Raw genomic sequence first — 25878 nt, 5'->3', positions numbered from 1 at the left:
GACTGTATGCCGACACACGGGGGCACGCCCCCGTGGACCCCCAGAACCCGCGTGGCTAGGCACGTGGGTGCACCGGCTCCAACGGGCTGAGGCCGCGGGAGGTGCGGATGACGCCGACGATCTCTCCCATGATCTCGTTGAGGCCGAAGTCCTTCGGCGTGAAGACCATGGCGACGCCGGCGTCCCGCAGCGCCTGGGCATCGGACTCCGGGATGATGCCGCCGACGATGACGGGCACGTCACCGGCTCCGGCGTCGCGCAGGCCCTGGAGGACCTCGGGAACGAGCTCCATGTGCGAGCCCGAAAGGATCGAGAGCCCGACGACGTGGACGTCCTCGGCGACGGCGGCCGCGACGATCTGGTCGGGAGTGAGGCGGATCCCCTGGTAGACGACCTCGAAGCCGGCATCCCGGGCTCGGACCGCTACCTGCTCGGCACCGTTGCTGTGGCCGTCGAGGCCCGGCTTGCCGACGAGGATGCGAAGCTTCTCGCCGAGGTCGGCACTCGTGCGGGCGACGGCAGCCCGGATGCGGGCCAGGGCCTCACCGGGCTCGGTCCCCCCGACGCCGACGGAGCCGGTCACACCGGTCGGCGCGCGGTACTCGCCGAACTGGTCGCGCAGGGCCGCCGCCCATTCGCCGGTCGTGACGTCAGCCCGTGCGCACTCGAGGGAGGCCGCCATGAGGTTCGCGCCGGAGGCGGCGTCGCCCTTGAGCCGAGCGATGGCGGCCGCGGCACGGACTCCGCGGGCGGGGTCGGCGTCGCGCTGCTCCCGCCAGGTGCGGACCGCCTCGGCGGCCGCCTGCTCCACGGAGGGGTCGACCGTCTGGATGGCGGTGTCGAGGTCGGCCGTGAGCGGGTTGGGCTCGGTCGTCTCGAACCTGTTGAGGCCCACGATGACCTCGTCGCCGGCCTCGATGCGGCGACGGCGCTGTGCGTGCGAGGCGACGAGGGCTGACTTCATGTAACCGGACTCGACGGCAGCGACGGCGCCTCCCAGCTCCTCGATGCGACCTATCTCCGCCTTCGCGCCGGCCACGAGCTCGGCCACCTTGCGCTCGACGACGACGGAGCCGGTGAAGAGGTCGTCGTACTCGAGCAGGTCGGACTCGAACGCCAGCACCTGCTGCATGCGCAGCGACCACTGCTGGTCCCAGGGTCGTGGCAGGCCGAGCGCCTCATTCCATGCAGGGAGCTGCACCGCTCGGGCCCGCGCGTCCTTGGACAGGGTCACGGCGAGCATCTCGAGGACGATCCGCTGGACATTGTTCTCGGGCTGGGCCTCGGTGAGCCCGAGGCTGTTGACCTGGACGCCGTAGCGGAACCGCCGGGCCTTCGCGTCGGTCACGCCGTAGCGCTCGCGGGTCAGCTCGTCCCACAGCTCGACGAAGGCACGCATCTTGCACATCTCCTCGACGAAGCGCACGCCGGCGTTGACGAAGAACGAGATGCGCGCGACGACGTCGGAGAACTCGTCCGGCGGGACCTGGCCGGCGTCGCGAACGGCGTCGAGGACGGCGACCGCCGTCGACATCGAGTAGGCGATCTCCTGGACCGGCGTGGCACCGGCCTCCTGCAGGTGGTAGCTGCAGATGTTGATCGGGTTCCACTTCGGGATCTCACGGACCGTGTAGGCGATCAGGTCCGTGATGAGGCGCAGCGACGGCCCCGGCGGGAAGACGTAGGTCCCGCGAGAGAGGTACTCCTTGATGATGTCGTTCTGAGTCGTGCCGGCGAGCGCGTGCACCCACTCCTCAGGTGACTCCGCCGCCGCCTCGGCCTGCCGTTCGGCGGCGACCTGGTAGAGGGCGAGCAGCCACATGGCCGTCGCGTTGATCGTCATCGACGTGTTCATCTCCGTGAGCGGGATGGCGTCGAAGAGCGCGTCCATGTCGCCGATGTGGCTGATCGGCACGCCGACCTTGCCCACCTCGCCACGCGCGAGGACGTGGTCGGGGTCGTAGCCGGTCTGGGTGGGCAGGTCGAAGGCCACCGAGAGGCCGGTCTGCCCCTTGGCGAGGTTGCGTCGGTAGAGCGCGTTGCTGGCCGCCGCGCTGGAGTGTCCCGCGTAGGTCCGCATGACCCAGGGACGGTCGCGGGACGGTCGGGCGGCAGGCGTAGGGCTCTCGTCGGGCATGGTCCCGAAGGTACCTCCGGGCCTCCACGTCGGGGAGTCGGTCAGGCGGTGAGAGGCGCCACAGTCCGCGGCCCGCCCTGCCGCGAGGCGAGGATGCGGTCGAGGCGGCATCCGCGCAGCAGTCGTCGGGTGCGATCGCTCGGGTCGACCAGGAGGAGCCGCCGCTCGGCGCGCGTGGCTCGGCGGTGCAGGTGCAGGATGACGCCGAGTCCGGTGGCATCGCCGATCTCGGCACCGCCCAGGTGGAGGCGGAGCTCACCGGCGCCGTTGGCGATGATGGCGTGAATGGCGTCACGGATGTCGGGGACGGTGTGGACGTCGAGGCGACCCTCGATGATCACGTCATGCCCATCGGGTGCTTCGAGCACCTTGACCGGCGTCCGCGTCGACATCCTTCGGTGTGCATTCCGGTGGGCATTCAGCGACATTGTGACCCCTCTCAACTGCTGCTGCCGTCATTCATGATGACGCCGCCGAACCCAAGAGGGTTGCCCTCCGGAGTCAAGAAAAGGTCAAGAAAACCTGCTCGGACCCCCGGGACGTTAAAGACTCCGTCAAGTCGAACTGCTGATCTCAGGATGTGGACTACTCGTACCAGTGCTCGTCCGGCTCGCGGGTCACGTCAGCGCCGAGCGAGCGGAGCGCGACCTCGAAGTGTGGATAGCCACGGTCGATGTGGTGGACGCCACTGACGAGGGTGTAGCCCTCCGCGACCAGGCCGGCGATGACAAGGGCCGCACCTGACCGGATGTCGCTGCTCTCGACGGGGGCGCCGGACAGGAGCGGGACGCCATGGGTCATGACGTGGTGGCCGTCGACCTGCATGTCCGCCCCCAGTCGGGCGAGCTCCTGCACGGTGCGGAAGCGTGCCTCGAAGAGGTTCTCGGTCACCATGGCGCTGCCCACGGCCACCGCGTTGTAGGTCAGTGCAAAGGGCTGCAGGTCGGTCGGGAATCCCGGGTACGGCAGGGTTGCGACGTCGAACGCCCTCGGGCGCGCGGCTCCGTCGGGCGCCGCGACCCGAAAGCCGCGCGCCGTGCCCTCCACGTGACAGCCCGCCGCTGCCAGTGAGTGGAGGGGTGAGCGCAGGTGCTCCGCGACGCCCCCGACCACCTCGATGTCACCGCAGGTCGTCGCGGCGGCGAAGGCCCAGGTTCCTGCGGCCACCCGGTCCGGGAGGACGCGGTGCTCGGTCGGCTGGAGGGTGTCGACGCCGTCGACCACGAGGCAGGACGTGCCCACGCCAGTGATGCGCGCGCCCATGGACATGAGCATTTCCGCGATGTCAGCGATCTCTGGTTCGCGCGCGATGTTGTCGATCGTCGTGCGGCCACGTGCAAGGACGGCGGCCATCAGGATGTTCTCGGTCGCGCCGACGCTGGGGAAGTCGAGCCGGATCTCCGCCCCGCGGAGGCCGCGCGGCGCCTTGGCCACGAGGTAGCCGTGGGTGACGCGCACCTCGGCGCCCAGGGACTCCAGGCCGGCCGCATGGAGGTCGAGACCACGTGACCCGATCGCGTCACCACCCGGGATGGCGACGTCCGCCCTCCCGACCCGTGCGACGAGAGGGCCGAGCACCGAGATCGAGGCCCGCAGGGCCCGCACTAGCTCGTAGTCAGCGCGATGCCCGATGGTTGCAGGGACGTCGATGACGGCGACTCCCGCCTCGGGGTCGTAGTCGACGGAGGCGCCGAGTCGCCGCAGCAGCTCGGCCATGATCCGCACGTCGGCGATCTCGGGGATGTTCGTCAGGGTGGTCCGACCCTCGGCGAGAAGGGCCACCGCCATGAGCTTGAGAGCGCTGTTCTTGGCGCCGACGATGGGGACCTCGCCGACGAGTCGCGCGCCACCGACGACCCGAACCCGCTCTCTCACGCTGCGACCTTACCCACGCCGAGCATGCCGAGCATGCAGAGCATGCCGACCATGCCGACACCTGCTCCCATGGCCGACGGGAAATCTGATGAGTGAGAGAGTGCTGACATGGTCAACCTCACGAAGATCTACACCCGGACTGGTGACGACGGGACGACGAGCCTCGGTGACTTCTCGCGCACGAGCAAGAACGATGATCGGCTGCATGCCTACGCCGACACCAACGAGGCGAATGCCGCCATCGGCATCGCCATCGCGGCGGGTGGTCTGGAGGACGAGGTCAAGGCGACCCTGCTGCGGGTCCAGAACGAGATGTTCGACGTCGGGGCGGACCTCTCGACCCCGCTCCAGGAGACCTACGAGTACCCACCGCTGCGGGTGGACCAGCCATGGATCGACGACCTCGAACGGGACTGCGACCACTACCTCGAGCGCCTCGAGAAGCTGCGCTCCTTCATCCTCCCCGGCGGGACCCCCGGCTCGGCCCACCTGCATCTGGCCACGACCATCGTGCGACGGGCGGAGCGTGCGGCGTGGGCAGCGATCGAGACCCACGGCGACCAGCCCGGTGCTGAACGCGGCGTCGGGGGCGTCAACGTGCTGACGGCCAAGTACCTCAACCGACTCTCGGACCTGCTCTTCATCCTGGCCCGGATCGCCAACCTGCCGATCGGCGGCGACGTCCTCTGGCAGCCGGGCGGTGGCCGAGTCGCCAAGCCCGAGAAGAAGGGCAGGGCCGCGGCGAACTGACGCCAGCGACCCCATCGCGCCAGCAACGCCTGCGTGTCAGGCCACGTTGACGTTGTAGCCGGGCGGCGCCGCCTCCTGCCACGAGCGGACGGCGGTGTAGTCCGGGCCCTGGAGGGCGAGCTCGAAGGTCTCGAGCCCTTCGGTGCAGACGACGGCGTAGGCGTCCGGCAGCAGGGCCAGCGACTCCTCTGGCGGGAGCAACCGGGGCGCCTCGAGCAGCAGCGCCTGCCGCTGCCAGCGTCGCTTCGCGCGCAGCGAAGCGCCCCCGAGCGTGTACCACTCGAGGGCGTTGTCTCCGAGGCGCATCAGGCCGAGGTGCCAGCGGTCGGAGCCGCTGGCACGGTAGCCGCAGAGGGTCAGCTGCTGACCGGCGGCGATGTAGCGCCGGCGCAGGTAGGTGGCTCCGAGCACGACGAGCGCGATGATCAGGAGCAGGCCGATCACGATCTCGGTGGAGACGAGAACGGACGGCACGGGCGGACCTCAGTTGGGGGTCGTGTGCATCGACGAGGCGTCGACGTGCTCGGCGACGATGGTGACGACGTCGGAGTCGACCGAGAGGAACCCGCCGTCCACGGTCACGGTGGACCGAGCCCCGTCGAGCGCCTCGATGGTGACGTCGCCCTCGACGAGAACGCCCAGCAGGGGCGTGTGGCCGGGCAGGATGCCGAGCTCGCCGGCGATGGAGCGAGCGCGCACCAGCTTCGCCTCGCCTTCCCAGACCTTGCGGTCGGCGGCAACCATCTCAACCTTGAGCGAACTCACGTCTTCCTCCGAGTCGTGGGGATGTGCTTCGCAGTTTAGTGCCTCTGACAGGATGCTCCGTACGCGATGTCGACCTGCCGACCCGGGTTGCCGTGGTTGCCGTCGCGACCGTCACGATTCCTCCATCACCAACTCCAAGGAGCCCACCAGTGAGCACTGCTGTGTCCGACGCCCTCCTCGACCAGACCCGTCGACCGGCCGCCGTGGCCGCCCTGACCGAGGTCATCGATGCCGAGGTCGCCGAAAAGTCGGGCATCGGCGGCGCGGCCGTCAAGGCCGGCTACACCGCCGCCCGGAAGCTCGGCGGCGACTTCGTCCCGAGCGCCACCGACCGTCTGCTGCCCCAGTTCGCGGCGGCCCTCGACCCCTTCTGGGCCAGCAAGGGCGACGCCGGATTCGCGGCCCACCTGCAGGCTCGGTCCCAGGAGGCGGCCGACGCCCTCCTCGCCGTCACCGATGCCAAGGCGGAAGCGACGTCCCACGCTTCGGCGAAGAAGGTCTACAAGGCGCTGCGGGGCAAGGCCAAGGAGCAGGTGGTCGCCGCGCTCCCACGCCTGGGCGCCACGGTGGAGCGCCTCGTCCGCGCCTGATCGACACATGGCGGCCGTATGCCGCTGAGCCGGTCTCGCGGGAGGGCTGGCCCCCAGCCCTCCCGCCCTTCCCGTCGAGTGTGCACTTCGCGCCGCCCACCCCCCGGGCCGTGTGTGCACTCCGCGCCGCCCACCCCGGTCGAGTGTGCACTCCGCGCCGCTCCTTCGAGAGGACGGAAGGGTGCCCAACTGAGCGGCCGAGCCGCAGGCTGGCTCAGCGGCATACGGCATCGTTCACTCCGAGGCTGGCGGGGACTGCTCCCGTGGACGGTCGGTGACGACCCGGGGCAGCTCCGGTCGGAAGCGGTCGCCGAGGTCCTCGATCGCCGTCCGGGCGAAGACCTGCTGTTGCGTCACGACACGCTCCGCGCGGCCGCTGCCGAGGAAGCTGATGGCCCAGTGCAGCAGGGTGGTCACCCGGTGCTTGAACCCGATGATGTAGAGCAGGTGGACCCCGAGCCAGAGCACCCAGGCGAAGAAGCCGCTGAAGCGTGCCTTGCCGATCGACGCGACGGCCGAGAACCGCGAGATCGTCGCCATCGACCCCTTGTCGACGTACCGGAACGGCTCCGCAGGAGGCTGACCCGCCAGGCGCCCCTTGACCTGGTCCGCGGCGTAGCGGCCGCTCTGGATCGCCACCTGGGCCACACCGGGCAGGCTGTCGAGGGCCATCATGTCCCCGACCACGAACACCTCGGGATGATCCGGCAGGGTCAGGTCGGGCAGGACCTCGATCCGTCCGGCCCGGTCGAGCCCCGCTCCGGTCTGCTCCGCGAGGTGCGCGCCAAGCGGTGATGCGCTGACGCCCGCGGCCCAGACCTTGCAGACCGACTCGATCCGCTCACGCGTGCCGTCGGTGTACTCCACCTCGATCCCGGTCAGGTCGACGTCGACGACCTTGGCGCCGAGCCGCACCTCGACCCCCATCCGCTCGAGCCGCCGTCGCGCCTTGCCCCCGAGCTCCTCCCCGAACGAGGCAAGCACCTTCGGAGCGGCGTCCAGCAGGATGATGCGCGCGTCGTGCGGGTCGATGCGGCGGAAGTCCCGGCTCAGGGTGCGGTGGGCCAGCTCGGCGATCTGTCCTGCCATCTCGACCCCGGTCGGCCCGGCGCCGACGACCACGAAGGTCATGAGCCGCTCGATCTCGGCCGGGCTCGACGCGAGCTCGGCGAGCTCGAAGGAGCCGAAGATCCGCCCCCGCAGCTCGAGGGCGTCGTCGATCGACTTCATGCCCGGGGCATGCCGGGCGAACTGGTCGTTGCCGAAGTAGGACTGGGAGGAGCCGGCAGCGACGATGAGCGTGTCGTAGGGCGTGACCGTGACCCGTCCGACCGACTCGTGGGAGACCGTGCGGCCTGCGACGTCGATCTGCGTGACCTCTCCGAGGAGCACCTCGGCGTTGCGCTGGCGGGCGAGCACCTCCCGGGTCGACGGCGCGATCTCGCCCTCCGACAGGATCCCGGTCGCGACTTGGTAGAGGAGCGGCTGGAACAGATGGTGTGTCGTGCGGGCGATGAGGGTGACCTCGACGTCGGCCCCCTTGAGCCGCTGGGTCGCGAACAGGCCGCCGAAGCCCGACCCGATGACAACGACCCGATGGCGTCCTGACCGGTGACCGCTCATGCCGTCACTGTACGTGGGCTGTCACGGCGCCGGTCCGGCCGGCGGCAGGTCGGCGCGGCGCAGCAGGTCCAGGTTGTCGACCTCGCCGACGAGGACGTAACGCTCCTGGATCCACCGGAGCAGCGGGTCGTTCGCCAGCAAGCCAGGCGACGGCGGCCAGGTCCTGGTCGAGATGAAGATGCAGTCCGGGTGGGCGTCACGTGTGGTGAGCCAGTCGACGACCACCTGGTTGGCGCCCTCGAAGCGCACCAGCCAGATGATCGGTGACACGATGCGGACCTCGCCGAGCTGGTGACCCGTGGGCTGCTCGTAGTCCAGCGCCGTTCGACCGCATTGGCGGGCGAGACGCGTCTTGTCCGCGAGGATCCGGACCTCCCTCTCGGAGTTCACCAGACCGGCGTTGATGCCGAAGGTGACCCGGGTCCGCAGGTCCGCGACGGGCGGCGTGCGGTACGACGTCAGGGTGTGGGACGCGGCGAGGAGCACGAGGACCAGGCCGGAGAGGACAGCGGCCGGCCAACGAACAGGCCGGCCGACGGCGCCCTTGAACCCGCGGGACAGGTCCCGAAGGAGGACGGTGAAGATCCCGACCATGCCAGGCGTGAGCACGGCCGACGTCGAGCCCCACGCCGGCGATGCGGACGTCATGGCCCAGATCACCGGGATCCCCAGCAAGGTGGGCGGTAGGCCGAGCACGAGAACCCGCCGGGAGAGCCGGTCGCCCGACCGGACCGCGAGGATCGCGGCGGGCACTGCGAGGACGAGGACCAGCGCCGTTGCGGTGAAGCCGCTCGTCCAGGACCACGACACGACGCTGGGGCCGTCCAGGCCGCCGCGCAGCATGGCGACGGTGAGCAGGACCCCGGCGACCACGAAGAGTGCCGTGCGGGCCCAGACCCGCCAGGAGCGGCCTGCTCTCGCGGTCGGCACGAGCGCCGCCACCAGGCAGAGAACCGCCGCGGCCGGGACCAGCCAGCCGAACGAGTCGCGGTAGGCGCTCACGGCGTGCCGCAACCTGGCGCCGCTGGAAGGGCGCAGGCTCTGGTAGTCGACCGTGAAGTCGATGGTCGCGCGCAGCGCGTCGAGGCCGCCCCACAGGGTCACGAGAGCGATCAGGACGACTGCGGCCGCGCCTGCCGCACCGCCCAGCAGGTAGAGGGCCAGTCGGCTCCGGCCGAGAAGCACTAGCCCGATGACGCCGAGCAGCAGCCCCGTCGGCACGGTGACCGGGTGCGCAGCCGCACCGAGCGCCAGCGCCGCCCCGCCGACCCAGGCCCAGGCGGCGACCCGCCGGGTGACCGCCGCGATGATGGCACAGGTGGCGAGGAGCAGGAGCAGGGCCGGCGTCGTGTTGTAGCTGACCACCGGAAGGTTGTACGCGGCAGGTATGACCGCGATCGCGATGACAGCCGCGGAGGTGCCCCGCCCGACCACGGGTGCGATCGCGCGCCACGACACGTGCGCGACGAGAAGGCTGAGCAGGACGAAGTACACCCTCGAGGCGAGGACGATCCCGTCGGTTCCGACGGTGTGCATCCACAGCCAGACGAACGGGACGGCAGGCCAGGACCCCATCACCTGCAGGTTCATCTCGTCCACGAACGGCCGGTCGCCGTCCGCCAGCCGCATCGCCAGCCCGACGGCATGCGGGCCATCGCCGTAGTCGAAGCCGAGCTGCACTCTGGCCAGGGCCCACAGCACGACCGCCGAGGTGAGGAGGGTGAGCCAGCCGGGCCTCTTCCGGGATCGCCGCCACACTCGCGCGGCAGCGGCGGGGGCGGTCCCGGCAGCGGCGACGGCCGGACCCGAATCGCTACTGATGATGTCCCCCTCCCGCCCCCGCCGGACACGCATTCTCATGACGCCACCACACCAGGCGATGGCGCCCGTCGAGGTGACCGGCGTACGACAGCGCCGACGCCCCGGAGGGGCGCCGGCGATCGGACAAACCGATCCAGGCTACGGCCCGACGGCTCAGAGGTTCTTCTGGATCTCGGCCCACTGGCGCTCGACGTCGTCGAGGCCGCCGCACATGAAGAAGGCCTGCTCGGCCACGTGGTCGTACTCGCCGTCCGCGATCTTCGTGAAGGCCTCGATCGTGTCGGCCAGCGGAACGGTCGAGCCCTCGATACCGGTGAACTGCTTCGCGACGTACGTGTTCTGCGACAGGAAGCGCTGGATCCGGCGAGCTCGGTTGACGAGGATCTTGTCCTCTTCCGAGAGCTCGTCGATACCGAGGATCGCGATGATGTCCTGCAGCTCCTTGTTGCGCTGGAGGATCGAGCGGATCCGGACCGCCGTGCTGTAGTGCTCCTGCGAGACGTACCGCGGGTCGAGGATCCGCGACGTCGACGTCAGCGGGTCGACAGCGGGGTAGATGCCCATCGAAGCGATGTCGCGCGAGAGCTCGGTCGTGGCGTCGAGGTGGGCGAAGGTCGTCGCCGGGGCCGGGTCGGTGTAGTCGTCGGCCGGCACATAGATCGCCTGCATCGACGTGATCGAGTGACCACGCGTCGAGGTGATGCGCTCCTGGAGGACACCCATCTCGTCGGCGAGCGTGGGCTGGTATCCGACGGCGGACGGCATCCGGCCGAGGAGGGTCGAGACCTCGGAACCGGCCTGGGTGAAGCGGAAGATGTTGTCGATGAACAGGAGCACGTCCTGCTTCTGGACGTCACGGAAGTACTCCGCCATCGTCAGGGCCGAGAGGGCGACACGCAGACGCGTGCCCGGCGGCTCGTCCATCTGGCCGAAGACGAGCGCCGTCTGGCCGAGGACGCCCGCCTCCTCCATCTCGACCATGAGGTCGTTGCCCTCACGGGTGCGCTCCCCCACGCCGGCGAACACCGACACACCACCGTGGTCGCGGGCGACACGAGCGATCATCTCCTGGATGAGCACCGTCTTGCCGACGCCGGCGCCGCCGAAGAGGCCGATCTTGCCACCCTGCACGTAGGGGGTGAGCAGGTCGATGACCTTGATGCCTGTCTCGAACATCTGGGTCTTGGGCTCGAGCTGGTCGAAGGCCGGGGCCTTGCGGTGGATCCCCCAGCGCTCCTCGACCTCGAGCGTCTCGCCCTCCGCGAGGTTCATGCACTCGCCGGTCGTGTTGAACACGTGACCGAGGGTGACGTCGCCCACCGGGACGGTGATCGGGCCGCCGGTGTCCTGCACCGTCGAGCCGCGGACGAGTCCGTCGGTCGGCTGGAGCGAGATGGCCCGGACCATGTTGTCGCCGATGTGCTGGGCGACCTCCAGGTTGATGTTCTTCGTCTCGCCGCCGAGTGCGACCTGTGTCGTCAGGAGGTTGTACTGCTCGGGCATCGCGTCGCTCGGGAACTCGACGTCGACGACCGGGCCGATGATGCGCGCGATGCGTCCGACGCCGCCCCCGGCCTCGGCCTGCACCGCTTTGTCGCTGACAGTTGCAGTCATGGTGAATGTTCCTTCGCTAGGGCGTTACTTCGTCTTGGCGTCGGCGAGGGCGTTCGCGCCGCCCACGATTTCGCTGATCTCTTGGGTGATGCCCGCCTGCCGCGCCTGGTTGGCCAGGCGCTCGTACTTCTTGATGAGCTCTCCCGCATTGTCCGTGGCCGACTTCATCGCCCGCTGCCGGGCGGCGAGCTCTGACGCCGCCGAGCTGAGCAAGCAGGTGAAGATGCGGTTGCGGACGTACTTCGGCAGGAGCAGGTCGAGCACCTGGTCGGCGGTCGGCTCGAACTCGTACTGCGGCACGAGCTGACCCTCCTCGTAGGACTGCACCGAGAAGTCCAGCCCGGTGTCGCCTCCCGCCTCATCCGCCTCGACGACCTCGAGGGGCAGCAGCCGCAGGACGTGCGGGTCCTGACGGACCATCGAGCGGAAGCGGGTGAACACGACGTGGATCTCGTCGTTGCCGCCCTCCTCGGTCTCCTTGAGGAAGTCGGCCGTGATCCGGTCGGCGATCTCGCTGGCGTGCTCGAACCTGGGCGCGTCGGTGAAGCCGCTCCACTCCGCCGCATACGGACGCTTGCGGAACTTGTAGTAGGCCACCGCCTTGCGGCCGACGAGGTAGGGCACGACCTCCTTGCCCTCGCTCTGCAGCCGCGCGACGAGCTCGGCGGCCTCCTTGAGGGCCGAGGCCGCGTAGGACCCGGCCAGCCCGCGGTCGGAGGTGATGATGACGACGCCGGCTCGTTGGGCGGTGGACTTCGCCGTGGTCAGCGGGTGGTCCTCGTTCGTGTGGCTCGCAACGGCGGAGACGGCGCGCGTCAGCGCGTTCGTGTACGGCACCGCCTCGACCGCGCGCTGGCGAGCCTTGATGACGCGAGCGGCCGCGATCAGCTCCATCGCGTTGGTGATCTTCTTGATGGAGTTGACGGACTTGATGCGCTGGCGGTAGATCCGCATCTGCGCTCCCATGTGCTCCGCCTCTCTTGGTCTGGAAAACGAAAGTCGTTCGGTTCGGGTGCGGGCCGGCCGGCCCATTCCGTATGCCGCTGGGCTGGGGGCTCGCCCCCGTGCCCTCCCAGCCACGCGGGCTTCCGGGAGTCACGGGGCGGCTCCCCCGGGCGCCTACCGGGACTTGACGATCTGGGCCTGGGTGATCTCGTCGGCCTCGAGCTCGTCGAACTCCTCGTGGCCCGCCTCGAGGCCCTCACGGCCGGTGCCCTGGAAGGTGAACTTCACGTCGTCGAAGACCTTCTCGAGCGCAGCCACGGTGTCCTCGTCGAGCTTCTTGGTCTCCCGGATCGTCTGGAGGATCTTGCCCTCGCGACGCAGGGTGTCGTGCAGCTCGGCCTCGAAGGTGCGGACGTCCTCCACGGCGATGTCATCGAGCCTGCCGGTCGTGCCGGCCCAGATCGACACGACCTGCTCCTCGACCGGGTAGGGGCTGCTCTGCGGCTGCTTGAGCAGCTCGACAAGGCGCGCGCCACGAGCCAGCTGGGCTCGGGAGGCGGGGTCGAGGTCGGAGGCGAACATGGCGAACGCCTCCATCGCGCGGAACTGCGCCAGGTCGAGCTTGAGGCGGCCCGCGACGTCCTTCATCGCCTTGACCTGCGCGGCACCACCCACTCGGGAGACGGAGACACCCACGTCGATGGCGGGCCGGACGTTGGCGTTGAACAGGTCGGCCTGGAGGTAGATCTGGCCGTCGGTGATCGAGATGACGTTGGTCGGGATGTACGCCGAGACGTCACCCGCCTTCGTCTCGATGATCGGCAGGCCGGTCATCGAGCCGTGGCCCAGGTCGTCCGAGAGCTTCGCGCAGCGCTCGAGGAGCCGCGAGTGCAGGTAGAAGACGTCACCCGGGTACGCCTCGCGGCCCGGCGGGCGGCGCAGCAGGAGGGACACGGCGCGGTAGGCCTCGGCCTGCTTGGACAGGTCGTCGAAGACGATGAGGACGTGCTTGCCCTGGTACATCCAGTGCTGACCGATCGCCGATCCGGTGTACGGGGCGAGGTACTTGAAGCCGGCCGAGTCGGACGCTGGGGCGGCAATGATCGTCGTGTACTCGAGGGCGCCGGCCTCCTCCAGCGTTCCCCGGACCGACGCGATGGTCGATCCCTTCTGGCCGATCCCGACGTAGATGCAGCGAACCTGCTGGTCGGGGTCACCCGACTCCCAGTTGCGCTTCTGGTTGATGATCGTGTCGACAGCCACGGTCGTCTTGCCGGTCTGCCGGTCGCCGATGATGAGCTGGCGCTGGCCGCGGCCAATCGGCGTCATCGAGTCGATGGCCTTGATGCCGGTCTGAAGGGGCTCGTGCACCGACTTGCGCTGGACCACCGTCGGCGCCTGCAGCTCGAGGGCGCGGCGCGCATCCGACGCGATCTCGCCCAGGCCGTCGATCGGGTTGCCCAGCGGGTCGACGACGCGGCCCAGGAAGGCGTCACCGACCGGGACGGAGAGGACCTCGCCCGTGCGCTTGACCGTCTGGCCCTCTTCGATGCCGGCGAAGTCACCGAGGATGACGACACCGATGTCGTGGACGTCGAGGTTGAGCGCGAGGCCCAGGGTGCCGTCCTCGAACTGCAGCAGCTCGTTGGTCATGGCCGAGGGCAGACCCTCGACGTGAGCGATACCGTCACCGGCGTCGCTGACGCGGCCGACCTCTTCGCGGGAGGCCGCGCCGGGCTCGTAGGACTGGACGAAAGAGTCCAGCGCGTCCCGGATCTCCTCCGGACGGATCGAAAGCTCCGTCATGTCAGATCTTCTCCTCGGTTTCGACCCGCGCTCCGCGAGTCGGTGGGGTTCAACAAAGCAGGTGTGTGTCTCGTTGGGACGCTAGGCGCCCATGGCCCTGCGTGCGCCATCGAGCTTGCGCATGATCGTGCCGTCGATGACCTCGTCGCCGATCTCGACCTTGACGCCGCCGAGGACCCGAGGGTCGACGAGGGTGTTGATGTGCACCCTGCCACCGTAGATCGACGACAGTCCCGCAGCCAGACGCTCGCGGTCGTCCGCCGTGAGGGGCACCGCCGACGTCACGGTCGCCGTCTGCTGCTCGCGTCGGGCCGACGCCGTCTCGAGGTAGCTGCTCACGGCGCGGTCGAAGCGACGACCGCGAGGGGCGGTCACCGCCTGGCGGGCCAGCGCGAGAGTCTCGTCCGCGACCTTGTCGGAAAGCAGCGAGTCGACGAGGGCCGCGCGCCTCTCCGCCGGGACCGTCTGGTCGCCCAGAGCTGCCCTGAGTGGCTCGTTGGCCGCGACGATGCGCTCGAAGCGGAACAGCTCGTCCTCGACGCGGTCCTCCCGGCCGGCGGTCTCGGCGGAGGCGATGATCGTCTCGACGCCGTAAGCCTCGAGGGTGTCGGACAGGTCACGCTCCGTGCTCCAACGCTGCCCGACGACACCCCCCAGGACGACGAGCGTCTCGGCGCTCACCTTGCCCGCGAACAGCCGCTCCGCCAGGGCCGCCTTGTCCGCTCCCTCACGCGACGGGTCGGCGAGGGCCCGGCGCAGGGTGGCGTTGCCGTCGATGACGCCGACGACCCCGAAGAGCTCCTCCGCCAACGTCGACCGACTGCCAGTGGCCGCGAGCGCGCCGGTGAACGCGTCTCGGCTCCCGGCCGCTGCAGCGCGTGAGGATCCACGCATCAGACGTCCTCGGTCTTGCTGCCGACCTTCTCCCGGACGACCTCGCCCGACTCGAGCTCAGCGAGGAAGCGCTCGACGATGCCCTTCTGCCGGGTCTCGTCGTGCAGCGACTCGCCGACGATCCGGCTCGCGAGATCGGTCGACATGCGGCCGACGTCGCCGCGGAGGGACACGATCGCCTGCTGGCGCTCGGCCTCGATCTGCTTGTGGGCGATGTCGGTGATGCGCGCCGCCTCCGACGCAGCCTGCTCACGCATCTCGGCGATGATCTGCGCGCCCTGCGCCTTGGCATCCTCACGGATCTTGGAGGCCTCGGCACGAGCCTCCGTCAGCTGGGCCTGGTACTGCTCGAGCGCCGCCTGGGCCTGGGCCTGCGCCTCCTCGGCCTTGTGGATGCCGCCCTGGATGGCCTCGGTGCGCTCGGCGTAGGCCTTCTCGAGGTTGGGCACGACCTTCGCCTTGACCACCCAGTAGACGATGCCGAAGGCGATGAGGCCGAAGACGAGCTCCGGCAGGTACGGGAGGATCGGCAGGGTCGCCGACGGCTCCTCGGTCTGCCCCGGCATCAGTGCCGGGGCGATGGCGTTGAGTTGCACGGAAACTCCTAGTGCCTAGTGCTGCGAACGGTGCGTGACGAGCCGGCGTCGGGCTGTCAGAGGAAGAAGAGCACCAGGCCGAAGATGGCGAGCGCCTCGGCGAGGGCGAAGCCGAGAATGGCGATGGGCTGGAGGAGCCGGCCGGACTCCGGCTGGCGGGCGACACCGTTGATGTACGCGGCGAAGATCAGGCCGACGGCGATGGCCGGGCCGATGGTCGCGAGGCCGTAGCCGACGAGCGAGAGGTTGCCTTCCACGATGTTTCCTCTTTCGTGTGTTTTGTTTGGGTTATCTGCCGGCACCGTGCCGGCCAGATGTCCTTGCGTTTTGTCAGTTGTGCCCGGCAGGCCGGGCACCTCGGAGGCTCACGAGGGTCAGTGCTCCTCGATCAGGGCGCCACCGATGTAGGAGGCGGCGAGGAGGGTGAAGACGTACGCCTGCAGGAACTGCACCAGCGCCTCGAAGAGGGTGAAGGCGAAGGCCAGGGCCCACGACGGCAGTGCGGTCAGCTTGAGCAGGAAGCTGTCTGCGTTGAACAGCTCCCAGCCCCCGACGATGAAGACGACGAGGAGCATGTGGCCGGCGAACATGTTGCCGAAGAGTCGGAGGGCGAGCGTGAGCGGGCGCGTGATGAAGAAGGTGATGAACTCGAGCACGAAGATGAACGGCTTGATCCAGCCCGGCAGCCCCCCCGGGATGAGGAACTTGAAGTAACCCACGACTCCGTGCTTCTGGATGCCGATGGCGTGGTAGACGACATAGACGACGAGCGTCAGGGCGATGGGGAAGCCGATGCGCGCCATGCTCGGCATCTGGATCGGGGGGAGGATGCCGAACAGGTTGTTGACCAGGATGAAGACGAAGAGCGCGAAGAGCAACGGGACGAACCGCAGGAACTCCTTGCTGCCGATCATGTCCTTGGCGATGCCGTTCCGGACGAAGCCATAGACGCCCTCGGCGAAGAACTGGCCCTTGGACGGGACGACGGCCGCCCGCTTCGTCGTGGCGAGGAGCCACCAGGCGATGAGACCGACGGACAGCGCCACGACGACCATGGGCCGGGTGATCGACACGGGCCCGATGGAGAACAGCGGCGTCCAGAAGATCTCCGGGGTGGGTGGGAAGTGTTCTTCACCCTCGCCCGCTGCCGCCAGGCTGCCCACGCTGGTCGCCAGGACGTTCAAGCTCACAAGCTCTCCTTGGTCATCGATGTCGAACACCTACGGGCTGAACTGCTGGGCGCGGGACGACCGCGTGTCGCGAGGCAGCCGCAGGGCCCGCGCGCCGCTGAATCGGCCCGCCCTCCCGACGCGCCGCTCGAGGTGCGTTCAGCCGAGAATGCTACGGCGTACCGTACCGGAGCCAGATCACGTACAACGACAGGGCCATCCCACCGAGCAGCCCGAGCACGACGATGAAGCTCGTGCCGAGCCAGCGGTCCAGCAGCACCCCGAGGCCGCCGAAGACCGCCGGCCCGGTGATGAGATAGGCAATGACGCTGGCCGAGGTCTGGTCGGAGGCGAACTTGCCGGCGGAAAGGACGGGGTTCTCTGGCGTGGGCTCCTGTCGCGAGTCGTCCGGCTGCTGCTGGGGCTCGGTCATGGCGACCTCCGAATGAGAGGGACATCACGACCGCCCCGAGGGCAGCGTGACATCTGGGTAGATCTCGTGGCGGCCCCTGCGGAAGCCGACCACCTGCCCCACCTGCCAGACCAGGGTCTGGAGGATGGCCGCAGCGGCGAAAGCACGGCCGTCCAGCCAGCCGGCCCGGCGCAGGACGAGGAACACGGCGACGAGCGTGATGAGCTGGCCGAAGTAGACGACGAAGGCACCGGCGATGGACAGCCCCGGCTCCCCCGCCACGACGGCGCGGACCCCGAAGTGGCCGACGACGAAGAAGCCGACGACGACCAGGGCTCCGACGAGGGCTGACAGGGCCCCGGTCTGGCCGCGCCACAGCCACGCCACCAAGGCGATGACGGGCACGCTGGCGGCGGAGAGGACGAGTGAGGTCAGCAGCATCGAGCGGACCGGCGACCGGGCACCGGAACGGCTCTGGATGGTCCGCACGACTGAGCTACCTCGGGGGCTGGGGATCGGGTTTGGGCTGGATGGCGAGCGGGTCCGCGACCGCCTCCGGTTGCTTGTGAAAGGTATCACAAGCGCTTGTATGGCCTCCACCTGGGCAGCCACACCGTGAGCACGACACCCGTCACGACGGCGACCGCCAGGACCCCGAGCGGCCGCCATCCCTCCCACACGACGAATGAGACCGACCCGAGCGCCACGATGGCGGCCCAGAGGTACATGATGAGCACGGCTCGCCGATGGCTGTGCCCGATCTGGAGCATCCGGTGGTGCAGGTGCATGGCATCGGGGTGCCAGGGCCGCCGGCCGGCCCGCGTCCGCCGGATCACCGCGAGCACCATGTCGAGGAACGGCAGCAGCAGGACGGCGATCGGCACCACGAGCGGCAGGAAGACCGCGGTGACCTGGTTGGCCGTCACCTCGCTCGGGTCGACGTTGCCGGTCAGGGTGATGGTGGCTGCCGAGAGGAGCAGCCCCAGGGTGAGCGCCCCTGAGTCACCCATGAAGAGCCGAGCCGGGTGGAAGTTGTGCGGGAGGAACCCGGCGCAGCAGCCGACGAGGGCGGCGCAGATGAGGGTCGCGACGGAGAAGACGTTGGCCGGCACGAAGTCGCGCGAGACGAGATAGCTGTAGATGAAGAAGGCGAACGCGGCGATCCCGACGACTCCGGCCGCGAGGCCGTCCAGCCCGTCGATGAAGTTGACGGCGTTGGTCGACGCGATGACGACCACGATCGTGAAGAGCACGAGGACCGGGGTGGGCAGGATGGTCGTCCCCGAGATCGGCAACGACAGGAGCTGCACACCGGCGTAGGCCATCAGTCCGGCGGCGAGGATCTGCCCGGCCAGCTTGGTCAGCCAGTCGAGCTCTCGGATGTCGTCGAAGGCACCGACGAGGCACATGATGCCGCCGGCCACGAGCACGCCGAGGATCTGGCGGTCCCTGAACAGGGTGCCGAGGTAGGGCAGGTTGCGCGCGACGAGCGCAGCGGCGACGAAGCCGATGTAGATCCCCACCCCCCCGAGCCGCGGGATCGGGGTCGAGTGGACGTCCCGCTCGCGAACGGCCGTGAAGGCGCCCGTCGCCACCGCGAGGCTGCGCACGAAGGGAGTCGCGATGTACGTGACCGCGGCCGCAATGATGAGGATCAGGACGTACTCGTGCACTCAGCCGCCCAATGACGGGAGGGTATGCCGCTGAGCTGGCTCAGCGGCATACGTCGGCCGGGTGTGTGGCACGGTCTCTCAGCGGGGGTACGCGGGGAAGCGCGTCACGAGCTCGCTGACCTCCGCACGAACCTCACGGCTCACGGCGCCCTCCGGGTCACCGTCACCCTTGGTGACCGCCGTGTGGATGAGGCGGGCGATCGTCTTCATCTCCTCGATGCCCATCCCCTGCGTCGTCACCGACGGCGTGCCGACGCGGATGCCGGAGGCGATGTTCGGCTTCTGCGGGTCGAAGGGAATCGCGTTCTTGTTCAGGACGATTCCCGCTGCGTCGGCCCGCGCCTCGGCGTCCTTGCCCGTGACCCCGATGTCTTGGAGGTCGAGCAGCGAGAGATGCGTGTCGGTGCCGCCGGTCGTCGGGCGGATGCCGAGGTCCTTGAGGCTCTCGGCGAGCTGCCTGCTGTTGGCGATGACCTCCTTGGCGTACTGGGCGAACTCCGGTGTGGCGGCCTCCTTGAAGTTGACCGCCTTGGCCGCGATGGTGTGCATCTGGGGGCCGCCCTGCATCATCGGGAAGATCGCCTTGTCGAGCGCTGCCGCATGCTCGGCCTTGCAGACCAACGCTCCCGAGCGCGGGCCACGGAGGACTTTGTGCGTGGTGAAGGTGACGACGTCGGCGTGGGGAACGGGCGAAGGGATCGCTTGGCCGGCCACGAGGCCGATGAAATGCGCTGCGTCGACCCAGAAGATCGCGCCCACCTCATCGGCGATGGCCCGGAACCGCTCGAAGTCGATGAGGCGCGGGATCGCCGAACCGCCGGCGCAGATGACCTTTGGCTGGTGCTCCCGGGCCAGCGCCTCGACCTGGCCGTAGTCGATGTCCTCGGTCTCCTTGTCCACGCCGTAGCCCACGGCGTTGAACCACTTGCCCGAGAAGGACACCTTGGAGCCGTGGGTCAGGTGCCCACCCATGGGCAGGCTCATCGCGAGGAAGGTGTCACCGGGCTGCATGAAGGCGCCGTAGACGGCCTGGTTGGCCGAGGCCCCGGAGTGTGCCTGGACGTTCGCGTGGTCGGCGCCGAAGAGCTGCTTGGCTCGCTCGATGGCGACCTGCTCGGCCTTGTCGACCTCGGAGCAGCCACCGTAGTAGCGCCGGCCCGGGTAGCCCTCGGCGTACTTGTTGGACAGGGTCGACCCCAGCGCCGTGAGCACCGCAGGTGAGCTGATGTTCTCGCTCGCAATGAGCTGCAGCCCACCGCGGATGCGGTCGAGCTCTGACACCAGCACCCCGGCGATCTCCGGGTCGAAGGCCTGGAGCGCCCCGAAGTCGGAGCCGTAGAACGTCGTGTCGTCAGCCATGGGAGATCTCCGTAGGTGGTGGCGGGTGCGAGCGGGTCGTTGGGGTGCAGGCCAACTCTAGGACGTCGCCCCGGGAGGGTGCTCAGGGCTTTGCGGCTGGGAAGGCGCAGCGAGCGCCGCGTCGATGTCGGACTGGGCCAGGGCGCCCAGCCGAAGGGTCACCGGGAACTCGCCGGTACAGTCGACGATGGTCGACGGCGCGTTCTCGACACTCGGGCCGCCATCGAGGTAGACGGCGACGGACTCCCCCAGCATCTGCTGCGCCTCGTCGAGGCTCCGTGCGGCGGGGGCGCCGGTGGTGTTCGCGCTCGTCACGGCCATGGGGCCGATGTCGCCCAGCAGCTCGAGCGCGATGGGGTTGTCGGGCACCCGGAGCGCCACGGTGCCGTTCGTGTCGCCGAGGTCCCAGTGCAAGGAGGTCTGCGCCATGAGGATCACCGTGAGCGGTCCCGGCCAGAACTGCTCCATGAGCGTGTTGGCATGGTCGGGAACCTGCGCGGCGAGCCCGTGAGCGGTGCGAGCGGTCGGGATCAACACCGGCGGCGGCATGTCACGGCCGCGGCCCTTGGCGGCGAGCACCGCGGCGACAGCGTCGGCATCGAAGGCGTCGCACCCGACGCCGTAGACGGTGTCCGTCGGCAGAACGATGATCTGGCCTCGACGGATCGCGGCGCCGGCCGCGGCCATTCCCTCCGCCCGGCCCGTGGGATCGGTGCAGTCGTAGCGCTCACTCACCCAGCAGAGACTACTGGCCGTGCGGTGGGCAAAGTTGCGGCCCGACACTGCCTCCACCTCCGGAGCGGAGGCCAGGGAGACAGTCACGGGAGCGTCTGGCAGACGCCGCCTGAGCAGGCGGCGACGTCAGCGGCGGCGGGCTGACGTCACGCGCGGACGGTCCGCGAGATCCCGGTGGTCCTCGACGTCCTCCCACCGACCCGCGCGTCCCAGCGCCGCGGGCAGGGACTCCCCCTGTGAGTCCGCGTGCTCCATGAGCAGCAGGCCACCTGGCCGGAGCAGGCCGGCCGCCGTCCTTGCGACGGCCACCGGGGTCGCCAGCCCGTCCGCACTGCCGCCGTAGAGCGCCAGCTCGGGGTCGTGGTCCCGCACCTCAGGATCCAACGGCATCGCCCCGACCGGGATGTAGGGCGGGTTGACCGTGACGATGTCGACCGTTCCCTGCCAGTCGGGGAAGGCTGGCTCCGTCGCATCTCCGTGCACGACCTCGACGTCGAGGCCGAGCCGCACGCGGTTGGCCGCCGCCCATGCGACGGCGTGCTCCGACAGCTCGAGCGAGCGCACCGACACGTGTGGCCGCTCCTGCTTGATCGCGAACGCGATCGCTCCCGACCCAGCGCACAGGTCAACGAGCCGTATGCCGCTGGGCCCGGTTCCAGAGGCCCGGTCGACCTCCGCGAGGGCCAGGTCAACGAGCACCTCGGTCTCTGGGCGCGGCACGAAGACCCCGGGCCCGACGTCGAGGGTCAGCGTGCGGAAGTGGGCCCGTCCGGTGAGGTGCTGGAGCGGGACGCGGCGGGCGCGCTCGGCGAGCACAGCGGCATACGCCGGCTCAAAGGTGGCTGGGAGGACACCCCCCACGATCATCAGCCGACGGATGTCGGCGGCGGGTGTGCCGAGCACGTGCGCGGCGAGCTCCACCGCGTCGACCTCAGGTGAGGGGATGCCGGCCTCGCGAAGATGCGCCGTACCGCTGCGGACCGCCGCGCGGAGGTGGGTCACGGTCCCGCCAGCGCGGCGAGCTTGGCCGCCTCGTCAGCGTCGAGGGCGGACTGGACGACCGGGTCGAGGTCGCCGTCGAGCACCGCGTCGAGGTTGTAGGCCTTGAAGCCGGTGCGGTGGTCCGAGATCCGGTTCTCCGGAAAGTTGTAGGTGCGAATCCGTTCGCTGCGGTCCACCGTGCGAACCTGGCTGCGTCGAGCGGCGGATGCCTCGGCGTCGGCCTCGTCCTTGGCGATCTGGTGGAGGCGGGCCCGGAGGACGCGGAGCGCCGCCTCCTTGTTCTGCAGCTGCGACTTCTCGTTCTGGCACGAGACGACGAGGCCGGTCGGCACATGGGTGATGCGCACGGCGGAGTCGGTCGTGTTGACACTCTGGCCGCCGGGGCCTGAGCTGCGGTAGACGTCGATGCGCAGGTCGTTGGGGTCGATCGTCACCTCGACCTCCTCGGCCTCCGGCATGACCAGGACCCCCGCTGCGCTCGTGTGGATGCGGCCCTGCGACTCGGTGACCGGGACGCGTTGAACGCGGTGCACGCCGCCCTCGTACTTCAGGCGCGCCCACGGCCCCTCGTCCTGGCCGACCCGACCGCGGGCCCTGATGGAGACGCGGACGTCCTTGTACCCACCGAGGTCGGACTCGGTCGCATCCTCGATCTGGGTGCGCCACCCACGGCGCTCGGCGTAGCGCAGGTACATCCGGAGCAGGTCACCGGCGAAGAGGGCCGACTCGTCGCCGCCCTCGCCCGCCTTGACCTCGAGGAGGACGTCGCGGTCGTCGTCCGGGTCCCTGGGGATGAGCTGGCGGCGCAGCTGTTCCTCGGTCTCGGCGAGGGAGTGCTCGAGGGCGGGGATCTCGTCCGCGAACGCTGGGTCCTCGGTGGCGAGCTCGCGGGCGGCTCCCAGGTCGTCACGGGCCGCCTGCCAGGCGCGAGCGGCCGCGACGGTGGGCGCCAGTGCGGCGTAGCGCTTGTTCAGCGTCCGGACGAGGTCCTGGTCGGTGTGGATGTCCGGGTTGGCGAGGCGCGCCTCGAGGTCGGCGTACTCGTCGAGGATCGCCTGGACTGACTCACGCACGGTGCCTCCACCCTTGCCTCCGGACATTGCCGTGAAGAACGCCGGCCCCCGACGACCGAGGTCGTGGGAGCCGGCGAGCGGGAGACCTACTTGGCGGCCTTCTTGCCGTAACGAGCCTCGAACCGGGCGACGCGGCCACCGGTGTCGAGGATCTTCTGCTTGCCCGTGTAGAACGGGTGGCACTGCGAGCAGACATCGGCGTGGATGACGCCGTTCTTCGCCGTGCTGCGGGTCGTGAACGTGTTGCCACAGGTGCAGGTCACCTGGGTCTCCACGTAGGTGGGGTGAAGGTCCTTCTTCAACGTGATCTCCTCGAGATGAGTGGCCGGGTCGGCTGCAGACGCGCAGTCGTGCCAGTGATGCCGTGAACCGGTCCAAAGGAAGAGTGTGCCAGAGGTGGCGCACGAGTCCCAAAACGCTGGGCGACGCCCCGGCATTCCCGGTCCTCGGGCCCGAGTGTGCCAAGCGCGCGAAGTGTCGCGCCTCTGGCACTCAGGCTGCGGCTGTCTGGGCCTGCTGGTGCGCCCGCACCACTTGGTCCATGAAGGCCCTCGGCTGCAGACGCAGTCCGAGGACCGGGATCCGAAGCACCCGATCGCCGGAGAGAACGACGTCGTTCTGCCTCAGGGCGTCGTCGATGGGGTTCAGTGCCAAGGCATGGTGACCGCCGTCGATCTCGACAACGAGAGCGAAGTCATCCCAGCCGGTGTCGAGGTAGACCCGACCGCTGGGAAGGCGACGGACCTCCTGCCGGCTCGGCTCGGGCAGGCCTCGCTCCCGGCACATGCCAGCGAAGTCGAGCTCACCCAAGGAGTGCGCTCCATCGCACACATCACGCACGAGGACCTCGAGCAGCTCGTGCCTGGGGCCGTGGGACGAGGCGTGCCAGGCCTGCAGGACTCTTTCCGGCAGCACCAGGCGCTGCTGCACCGGCAGGCACAGGAGCAGGGCCGCCTGCCGGTCGGACGCTGCCCACTGCGCCGCGTGGATGGTCGCCCACTCCGGCCTGACCCGCGGGATGCCCACGGCAAGCGCAGGCGGCATCGTCGATCGCAGATGGCGCACGACACCGGGGACCGCGTGCCTGCGGTTGTTGCGGGGCAGCGAGACGTCGATCCGGGTCGGCGTGAAGCCCGAGAGCCCGGACGCGACGAGCGCCGCGGCCCCGTCCAGCACCGCCCCCGAGCCGCTCTCCCAGACGGCCTGCCAGTGACGCGCCGCTGCGGTGAGCGTGCCGGACCCGATCACCACCGTGTGCTTCCCCGCCGTCGTCCACCTGCCGGCACCGATCTCGGTGCGCACGTCGGCCCTGGTCACACCGACCGTACGGAGGTCGGCTCGACGGGCAACACCGTCGTGCAGCTCGGCGACTGTTAGCGCCGCACGAGTGCGCTCCGCCCGCGACAGACGCCGACGCGGTTTCCTCCTGCGGGGCAGAGGTTGGGACTCCACCCCATGATCCTGACGGCGTTCACCCGTCGCGCGCCGGCGTCCTGTGGACAGCTCTGGCCCTGCGTGCCAGGCGCGCGATATTCCGCGCTCCTGGCACGCAGGTTCGGGCCTCAGTCCTCGTCGAGCCGCGCGCTGCTCGTCTGCTGGACCTTGGTGAGGAACTCGTAGTTCGTCTTGGTCTTCCGGAGCCGGTCGAGGAGCAGCTCGATGGCCTGCTGGGTGTCGAGCCCACCGAGGACGCGACGCAGCTTCCACACGATCTTGAGCTCCTCGCTGGCGAGCAGGAGCTCCTCGCGGCGGGTGCCGGACGCGTTGATGTCCACGGACGGGAAGATGCGCCGGTTCGCGAGCTGGCGGTCGAGCTTGAGCTCCATGTTCCCGGTGCCCTTGAACTCCTCGAAGATCACCTCGTCCATCTTCGAGCCCGTCTCCACGAGCGCGGTCGCGAGGATGGTCAGGGAGCCGCCGTTCTCGATGTTGCGCGCCGCCCCGAAGAACTTCTTCGGCGGGTAGAGCGCGGCCGAGTCGACACCACCGGACAGGATCCGCCCGCTTGCCGGCGCCGACAGGTTGTAGGCGCGCCCGAGCTTGGTGATCGAGTCGAGGAGGACGACGACGTCGTGCCCGAGCTCGACCAGGCGCTTGGCGCGCTCGATGGCGAGCTCGGCGACGGTGGTGTGGTCGTCCGCCGGCCGGTCGAACGTGGAGGCGATGACCTCCCCCTTGACCGCGCGCTGCATCTCGGTGACCTCTTCGGGCCGCTCGTCCACCAGGACGACCATGAGGTGGCATTCCGGGTTGTTCGTCGTGATGGCGTTGGCGAGCGCCTGCATGACCATCGTCTTGCCGGCCTTGGCGGGGGCGACGATGAGACCGCGCTGGCCCTTGCCGATCGGAGCCACGAGGTCGATGACCCGCGTCGTCAGCTGGCCCGCCTCGGTCTCGAGGCGCAGGCGCTGCTGCGGATAGAGCGGCGTCAGCTTGCCGAACTCCACCCGCTTTGGCGCGTCATCCGGCCCCTGCCCGTTGACGGTGTCGAGCCGAACGAGTGCGTTGTACTTCTGTCGGCCGACGTTGCCGGTGGGCTGCTCTCCCTCGCGGAGCGCCTTGACGGCCCCGGTGACGGCGTCGCCCTTGCGCAGACCGTGCTTCTTGACCATGCCGAGCGGGACGTACACGTCGCTCGGGCCCGGCAGGTAGCCGGACGTGCGGACGAACGCATAGTTCTCCAGCACGTCCAGGATCCCGGCCACGGGGACGAGGACGTCGTCGTCGCCGATCTGCGGCTCGGCGTCGCTCCAGTCGGTCGCCGACCCGCTGCGGCCACGCTTGCGGTCCCGGCTGCGCTGGCGGTTGCGGCTGCGGCGGTTGCCGCGGTCGTCGTCGTCGTACCGGCCACCGGGCTGACCTTCCCGGTTGTCCCGGCTGTCGCGGTGGTCCTCCCGATCCTGCTGAGCGTCGCGCTCCTGCTGGCGGTCCGGCCGGTCCTGCTGCCGGTCCTGCTGCCGGTCCTGCTGCCGGTCCTGGTCCTGGCTCGCCTCCGCCTGCTGCCGCTCGGACTGGGTCGGCCCGCCGGCCTGCTCGACC

The 25878-nt window shown here is 69.6% G+C and carries 26 protein-coding genes; 2 read left to right on the top strand and 24 right to left on the bottom strand.

Going from position 1 to position 25878, the window contains the following annotated elements:
* Window positions 1-55 precede the first annotated feature (55 nt).
* The 3 genes from VJN29_RS11575 to murA all read right to left on the bottom strand — a co-directional run bounded on the left by VJN29_RS11575 (window position 56) and on the right by murA (window position 4012).
* Window positions 56-2080, bottom strand: coding sequence for a protein meaA (locus VJN29_RS11575; protein ID WP_324143794.1), 2025 nt, complete (start codon window positions 2078-2080; stop codon window positions 56-58).
* Between the two features lie 98 nt (window positions 2081-2178).
* On the bottom strand, window positions 2179-2529 hold the full coding sequence (locus VJN29_RS11570; protein WP_324143782.1) for an STAS domain-containing protein: 351 nt from the start codon (window positions 2527-2529) through the stop codon (window positions 2179-2181).
* A gap of 193 nt (window positions 2530-2722) precedes the next feature.
* Complete coding sequence (murA, locus tag VJN29_RS11565) at window positions 2723-4012, bottom strand: UDP-N-acetylglucosamine 1-carboxyvinyltransferase (protein ID WP_324143781.1); 1290 nt, start codon at window positions 4010-4012, stop codon at window positions 2723-2725.
* Between the two features lie 108 nt (window positions 4013-4120).
* Here murA and VJN29_RS11560 point away from each other — a divergent pair, with 108 nt between their 5' ends.
* Window positions 4121-4762, top strand: coding sequence for a cob(I)yrinic acid a,c-diamide adenosyltransferase (locus VJN29_RS11560; RefSeq protein WP_324143780.1), 642 nt, complete (start codon window positions 4121-4123; stop codon window positions 4760-4762).
* Window positions 4763-4798: 36 nt separating this feature from the next.
* Here the strand turns inward: VJN29_RS11560 and VJN29_RS11555 are convergent, their stop codons facing one another.
* Both VJN29_RS11555 and VJN29_RS11550 read right to left on the bottom strand, forming a co-directional pair.
* Entirely contained in the window at window positions 4799-5236 is a 438-nt protein-coding gene (locus VJN29_RS11555) for a DUF2550 domain-containing protein (RefSeq protein WP_324143779.1), read from the bottom strand.
* Between the two features lie 9 nt (window positions 5237-5245).
* On the bottom strand, window positions 5246-5527 hold the full coding sequence (locus tag VJN29_RS11550) for a F0F1 ATP synthase subunit epsilon (RefSeq protein ID WP_324143778.1): 282 nt from the start codon (window positions 5525-5527) through the stop codon (window positions 5246-5248).
* A gap of 149 nt (window positions 5528-5676) precedes the next feature.
* On the opposite strand from VJN29_RS11550, the gene VJN29_RS11545 reads away from it, so the two are divergent.
* A complete protein-coding gene (locus tag VJN29_RS11545) occupies window positions 5677-6117 on the top strand; it encodes a DUF6918 family protein (RefSeq protein WP_324143777.1) in 441 nt (146 codons plus the stop codon).
* Window positions 6118-6351: 234 nt separating this feature from the next.
* Here VJN29_RS11545 and VJN29_RS11540 read toward each other — a convergent pair whose 3' ends face one another.
* From VJN29_RS11540 to rho, 19 genes are all read right to left on the bottom strand, one after another.
* Entirely contained in the window at window positions 6352-7740 is a 1389-nt protein-coding gene (locus VJN29_RS11540; RefSeq protein ID WP_324143776.1) for an NAD(P)/FAD-dependent oxidoreductase, read from the bottom strand.
* Window positions 7741-7761: 21 nt separating this feature from the next.
* Complete coding sequence (locus VJN29_RS11535) at window positions 7762-9600, bottom strand: hypothetical protein (protein WP_324143775.1); 1839 nt, start codon at window positions 9598-9600, stop codon at window positions 7762-7764.
* A 114-nt stretch (window positions 9601-9714) separates the two neighbouring features.
* Window positions 9715-11175 carry a F0F1 ATP synthase subunit beta gene (gene atpD / locus VJN29_RS11530; RefSeq protein WP_324143774.1) on the bottom strand — a complete coding sequence of 487 codons (1461 nt, stop codon included), beginning with the start codon at window positions 11173-11175 and terminating at the stop codon, window positions 9715-9717.
* A 24-nt stretch (window positions 11176-11199) separates the two neighbouring features.
* Entirely contained in the window at window positions 11200-12141 is a 942-nt protein-coding gene (locus VJN29_RS11525) for a F0F1 ATP synthase subunit gamma (RefSeq protein ID WP_324143773.1), read from the bottom strand.
* 153 nt (window positions 12142-12294) lie between these two features.
* Window positions 12295-13926 (bottom strand): F0F1 ATP synthase subunit alpha, encoded by a 1632-nt coding sequence (atpA, locus tag VJN29_RS11520; RefSeq protein ID WP_324143772.1) that lies wholly within the window; start codon window positions 13924-13926, stop codon window positions 12295-12297.
* Window positions 13927-14007: 81 nt separating this feature from the next.
* Entirely contained in the window at window positions 14008-14820 is an 813-nt protein-coding gene (locus tag VJN29_RS11515) for a F0F1 ATP synthase subunit delta (RefSeq protein WP_324143771.1), read from the bottom strand.
* Entirely contained in the window at window positions 14820-15386 is a 567-nt protein-coding gene (locus tag VJN29_RS11510; RefSeq protein ID WP_324143793.1) for a F0F1 ATP synthase subunit B, read from the bottom strand. The genes VJN29_RS11515 and VJN29_RS11510 overlap by 1 nt, the downstream gene beginning before the upstream one ends.
* A gap of 86 nt (window positions 15387-15472) precedes the next feature.
* Complete coding sequence (locus VJN29_RS11505; protein ID WP_324143770.1) at window positions 15473-15673, bottom strand: ATP synthase F0 subunit C; 201 nt, start codon at window positions 15671-15673, stop codon at window positions 15473-15475.
* A 117-nt stretch (window positions 15674-15790) separates the two neighbouring features.
* Window positions 15791-16606: a F0F1 ATP synthase subunit A gene (atpB, locus tag VJN29_RS11500; protein WP_324143769.1), complete on the bottom strand. Its 816-nt coding sequence runs from the start codon at window positions 16604-16606 to the stop codon at window positions 15791-15793.
* Window positions 16607-16757: 151 nt separating this feature from the next.
* Window positions 16758-17018, bottom strand: a complete 261-nt coding sequence (locus tag VJN29_RS11495) for an AtpZ/AtpI family protein (RefSeq protein ID WP_324143768.1) — start codon at window positions 17016-17018, stop codon at window positions 16758-16760.
* A 24-nt stretch (window positions 17019-17042) separates the two neighbouring features.
* Entirely contained in the window at window positions 17043-17486 is a 444-nt protein-coding gene (locus VJN29_RS11490) for a hypothetical protein (protein WP_324143767.1), read from the bottom strand.
* Window positions 17487-17572: 86 nt separating this feature from the next.
* Window positions 17573-18670, bottom strand: coding sequence for an MraY family glycosyltransferase (locus tag VJN29_RS11485; protein ID WP_324143766.1), 1098 nt, complete (start codon window positions 18668-18670; stop codon window positions 17573-17575).
* 78 nt (window positions 18671-18748) lie between these two features.
* Entirely contained in the window at window positions 18749-20029 is a 1281-nt protein-coding gene (glyA, locus tag VJN29_RS11480; protein ID WP_324143765.1) for a serine hydroxymethyltransferase, read from the bottom strand.
* A 57-nt stretch (window positions 20030-20086) separates the two neighbouring features.
* The gene (locus VJN29_RS11475) at window positions 20087-20764 is read right to left on the bottom strand and encodes an L-threonylcarbamoyladenylate synthase (RefSeq protein ID WP_324143764.1); all 678 of its coding nucleotides are present in this window, start codon (window positions 20762-20764) and stop codon (window positions 20087-20089) included.
* Between the two features lie 126 nt (window positions 20765-20890).
* Window positions 20891-21766: a peptide chain release factor N(5)-glutamine methyltransferase gene (gene prmC, locus VJN29_RS11470; protein WP_324143763.1), complete on the bottom strand. Its 876-nt coding sequence runs from the start codon at window positions 21764-21766 to the stop codon at window positions 20891-20893.
* Complete coding sequence (prfA, locus tag VJN29_RS11465; protein WP_324143762.1) at window positions 21763-22839, bottom strand: peptide chain release factor 1; 1077 nt, start codon at window positions 22837-22839, stop codon at window positions 21763-21765. The genes prmC and prfA overlap by 4 nt, the downstream gene beginning before the upstream one ends.
* A gap of 86 nt (window positions 22840-22925) precedes the next feature.
* The gene (gene rpmE, locus VJN29_RS11460; protein ID WP_324143761.1) at window positions 22926-23141 is read right to left on the bottom strand and encodes a 50S ribosomal protein L31; all 216 of its coding nucleotides are present in this window, start codon (window positions 23139-23141) and stop codon (window positions 22926-22928) included.
* A 190-nt stretch (window positions 23142-23331) separates the two neighbouring features.
* Entirely contained in the window at window positions 23332-24156 is an 825-nt protein-coding gene (locus VJN29_RS11455; RefSeq protein ID WP_324143760.1) for a hypothetical protein, read from the bottom strand.
* 245 nt (window positions 24157-24401) lie between these two features.
* On the bottom strand, window positions 24402-25878 hold a 1477-nt coding region (gene rho / locus VJN29_RS11450; RefSeq protein ID WP_324143759.1), incomplete at its 5' end, for a transcription termination factor Rho.

It is taken from the genome of Intrasporangium sp. (assembly GCF_035280925.1).
Taxonomy (GTDB): domain Bacteria; phylum Actinomycetota; class Actinomycetes; order Actinomycetales; family Dermatophilaceae; genus Intrasporangium.
The sequence above is the reverse complement of the archived record's forward strand: the minus strand, read 5'-3'. Positions and strand labels throughout refer to the sequence as shown.

Bases quoted from the DNA above. Each gene is read 5' to 3' on its own strand.
- atpA (WP_324143772.1), bottom strand. From the start codon at position 13,926: ATGACGGAGCTTTCGATCCGTCCGGAGGAGATCCGGGACGCGCTGGAC.
- VJN29_RS11560 (WP_324143780.1), top strand. From the start codon at position 4,121: ATGGTCAACCTCACGAAGATCTACACCCGGACTGGTGACGACGGGACG.
- glyA (WP_324143765.1), bottom strand. From the start codon at position 20,029: ATGGCTGACGACACGACGTTCTACGGCTCCGACTTCGGGGCGCTCCAG.
- VJN29_RS11495 (WP_324143768.1), bottom strand. From the start codon at position 17,018: ATGACCGAGCCCCAGCAGCAGCCGGACGACTCGCGACAGGAGCCCACG.
- VJN29_RS11540 (WP_324143776.1), bottom strand. From the start codon at position 7,740: ATGAGCGGTCACCGGTCAGGACGCCATCGGGTCGTTGTCATCGGGTCG.
- VJN29_RS11525 (WP_324143773.1), bottom strand. From the start codon at position 12,141: ATGGGAGCGCAGATGCGGATCTACCGCCAGCGCATCAAGTCCGTCAAC.
- VJN29_RS11515 (WP_324143771.1), bottom strand. From the start codon at position 14,820: ATGCGTGGATCCTCACGCGCTGCAGCGGCCGGGAGCCGAGACGCGTTC.
- VJN29_RS11510 (WP_324143793.1), bottom strand. From the start codon at position 15,386: ATGCCGGGGCAGACCGAGGAGCCGTCGGCGACCCTGCCGATCCTCCCG.
- VJN29_RS11575 (WP_324143794.1), bottom strand. From the start codon at position 2,080: ATGCGGACCTACGCGGGACACTCCAGCGCGGCGGCCAGCAACGCGCTC.
- VJN29_RS11535 (WP_324143775.1), bottom strand. From the start codon at position 9,600: ATGAGAATGCGTGTCCGGCGGGGGCGGGAGGGGGACATCATCAGTAGC.
- atpD (WP_324143774.1), bottom strand. From the start codon at position 11,175: ATGACTGCAACTGTCAGCGACAAAGCGGTGCAGGCCGAGGCCGGGGGC.
- VJN29_RS11570 (WP_324143782.1), bottom strand. From the start codon at position 2,529: ATGTCGACGCGGACGCCGGTCAAGGTGCTCGAAGCACCCGATGGGCAT.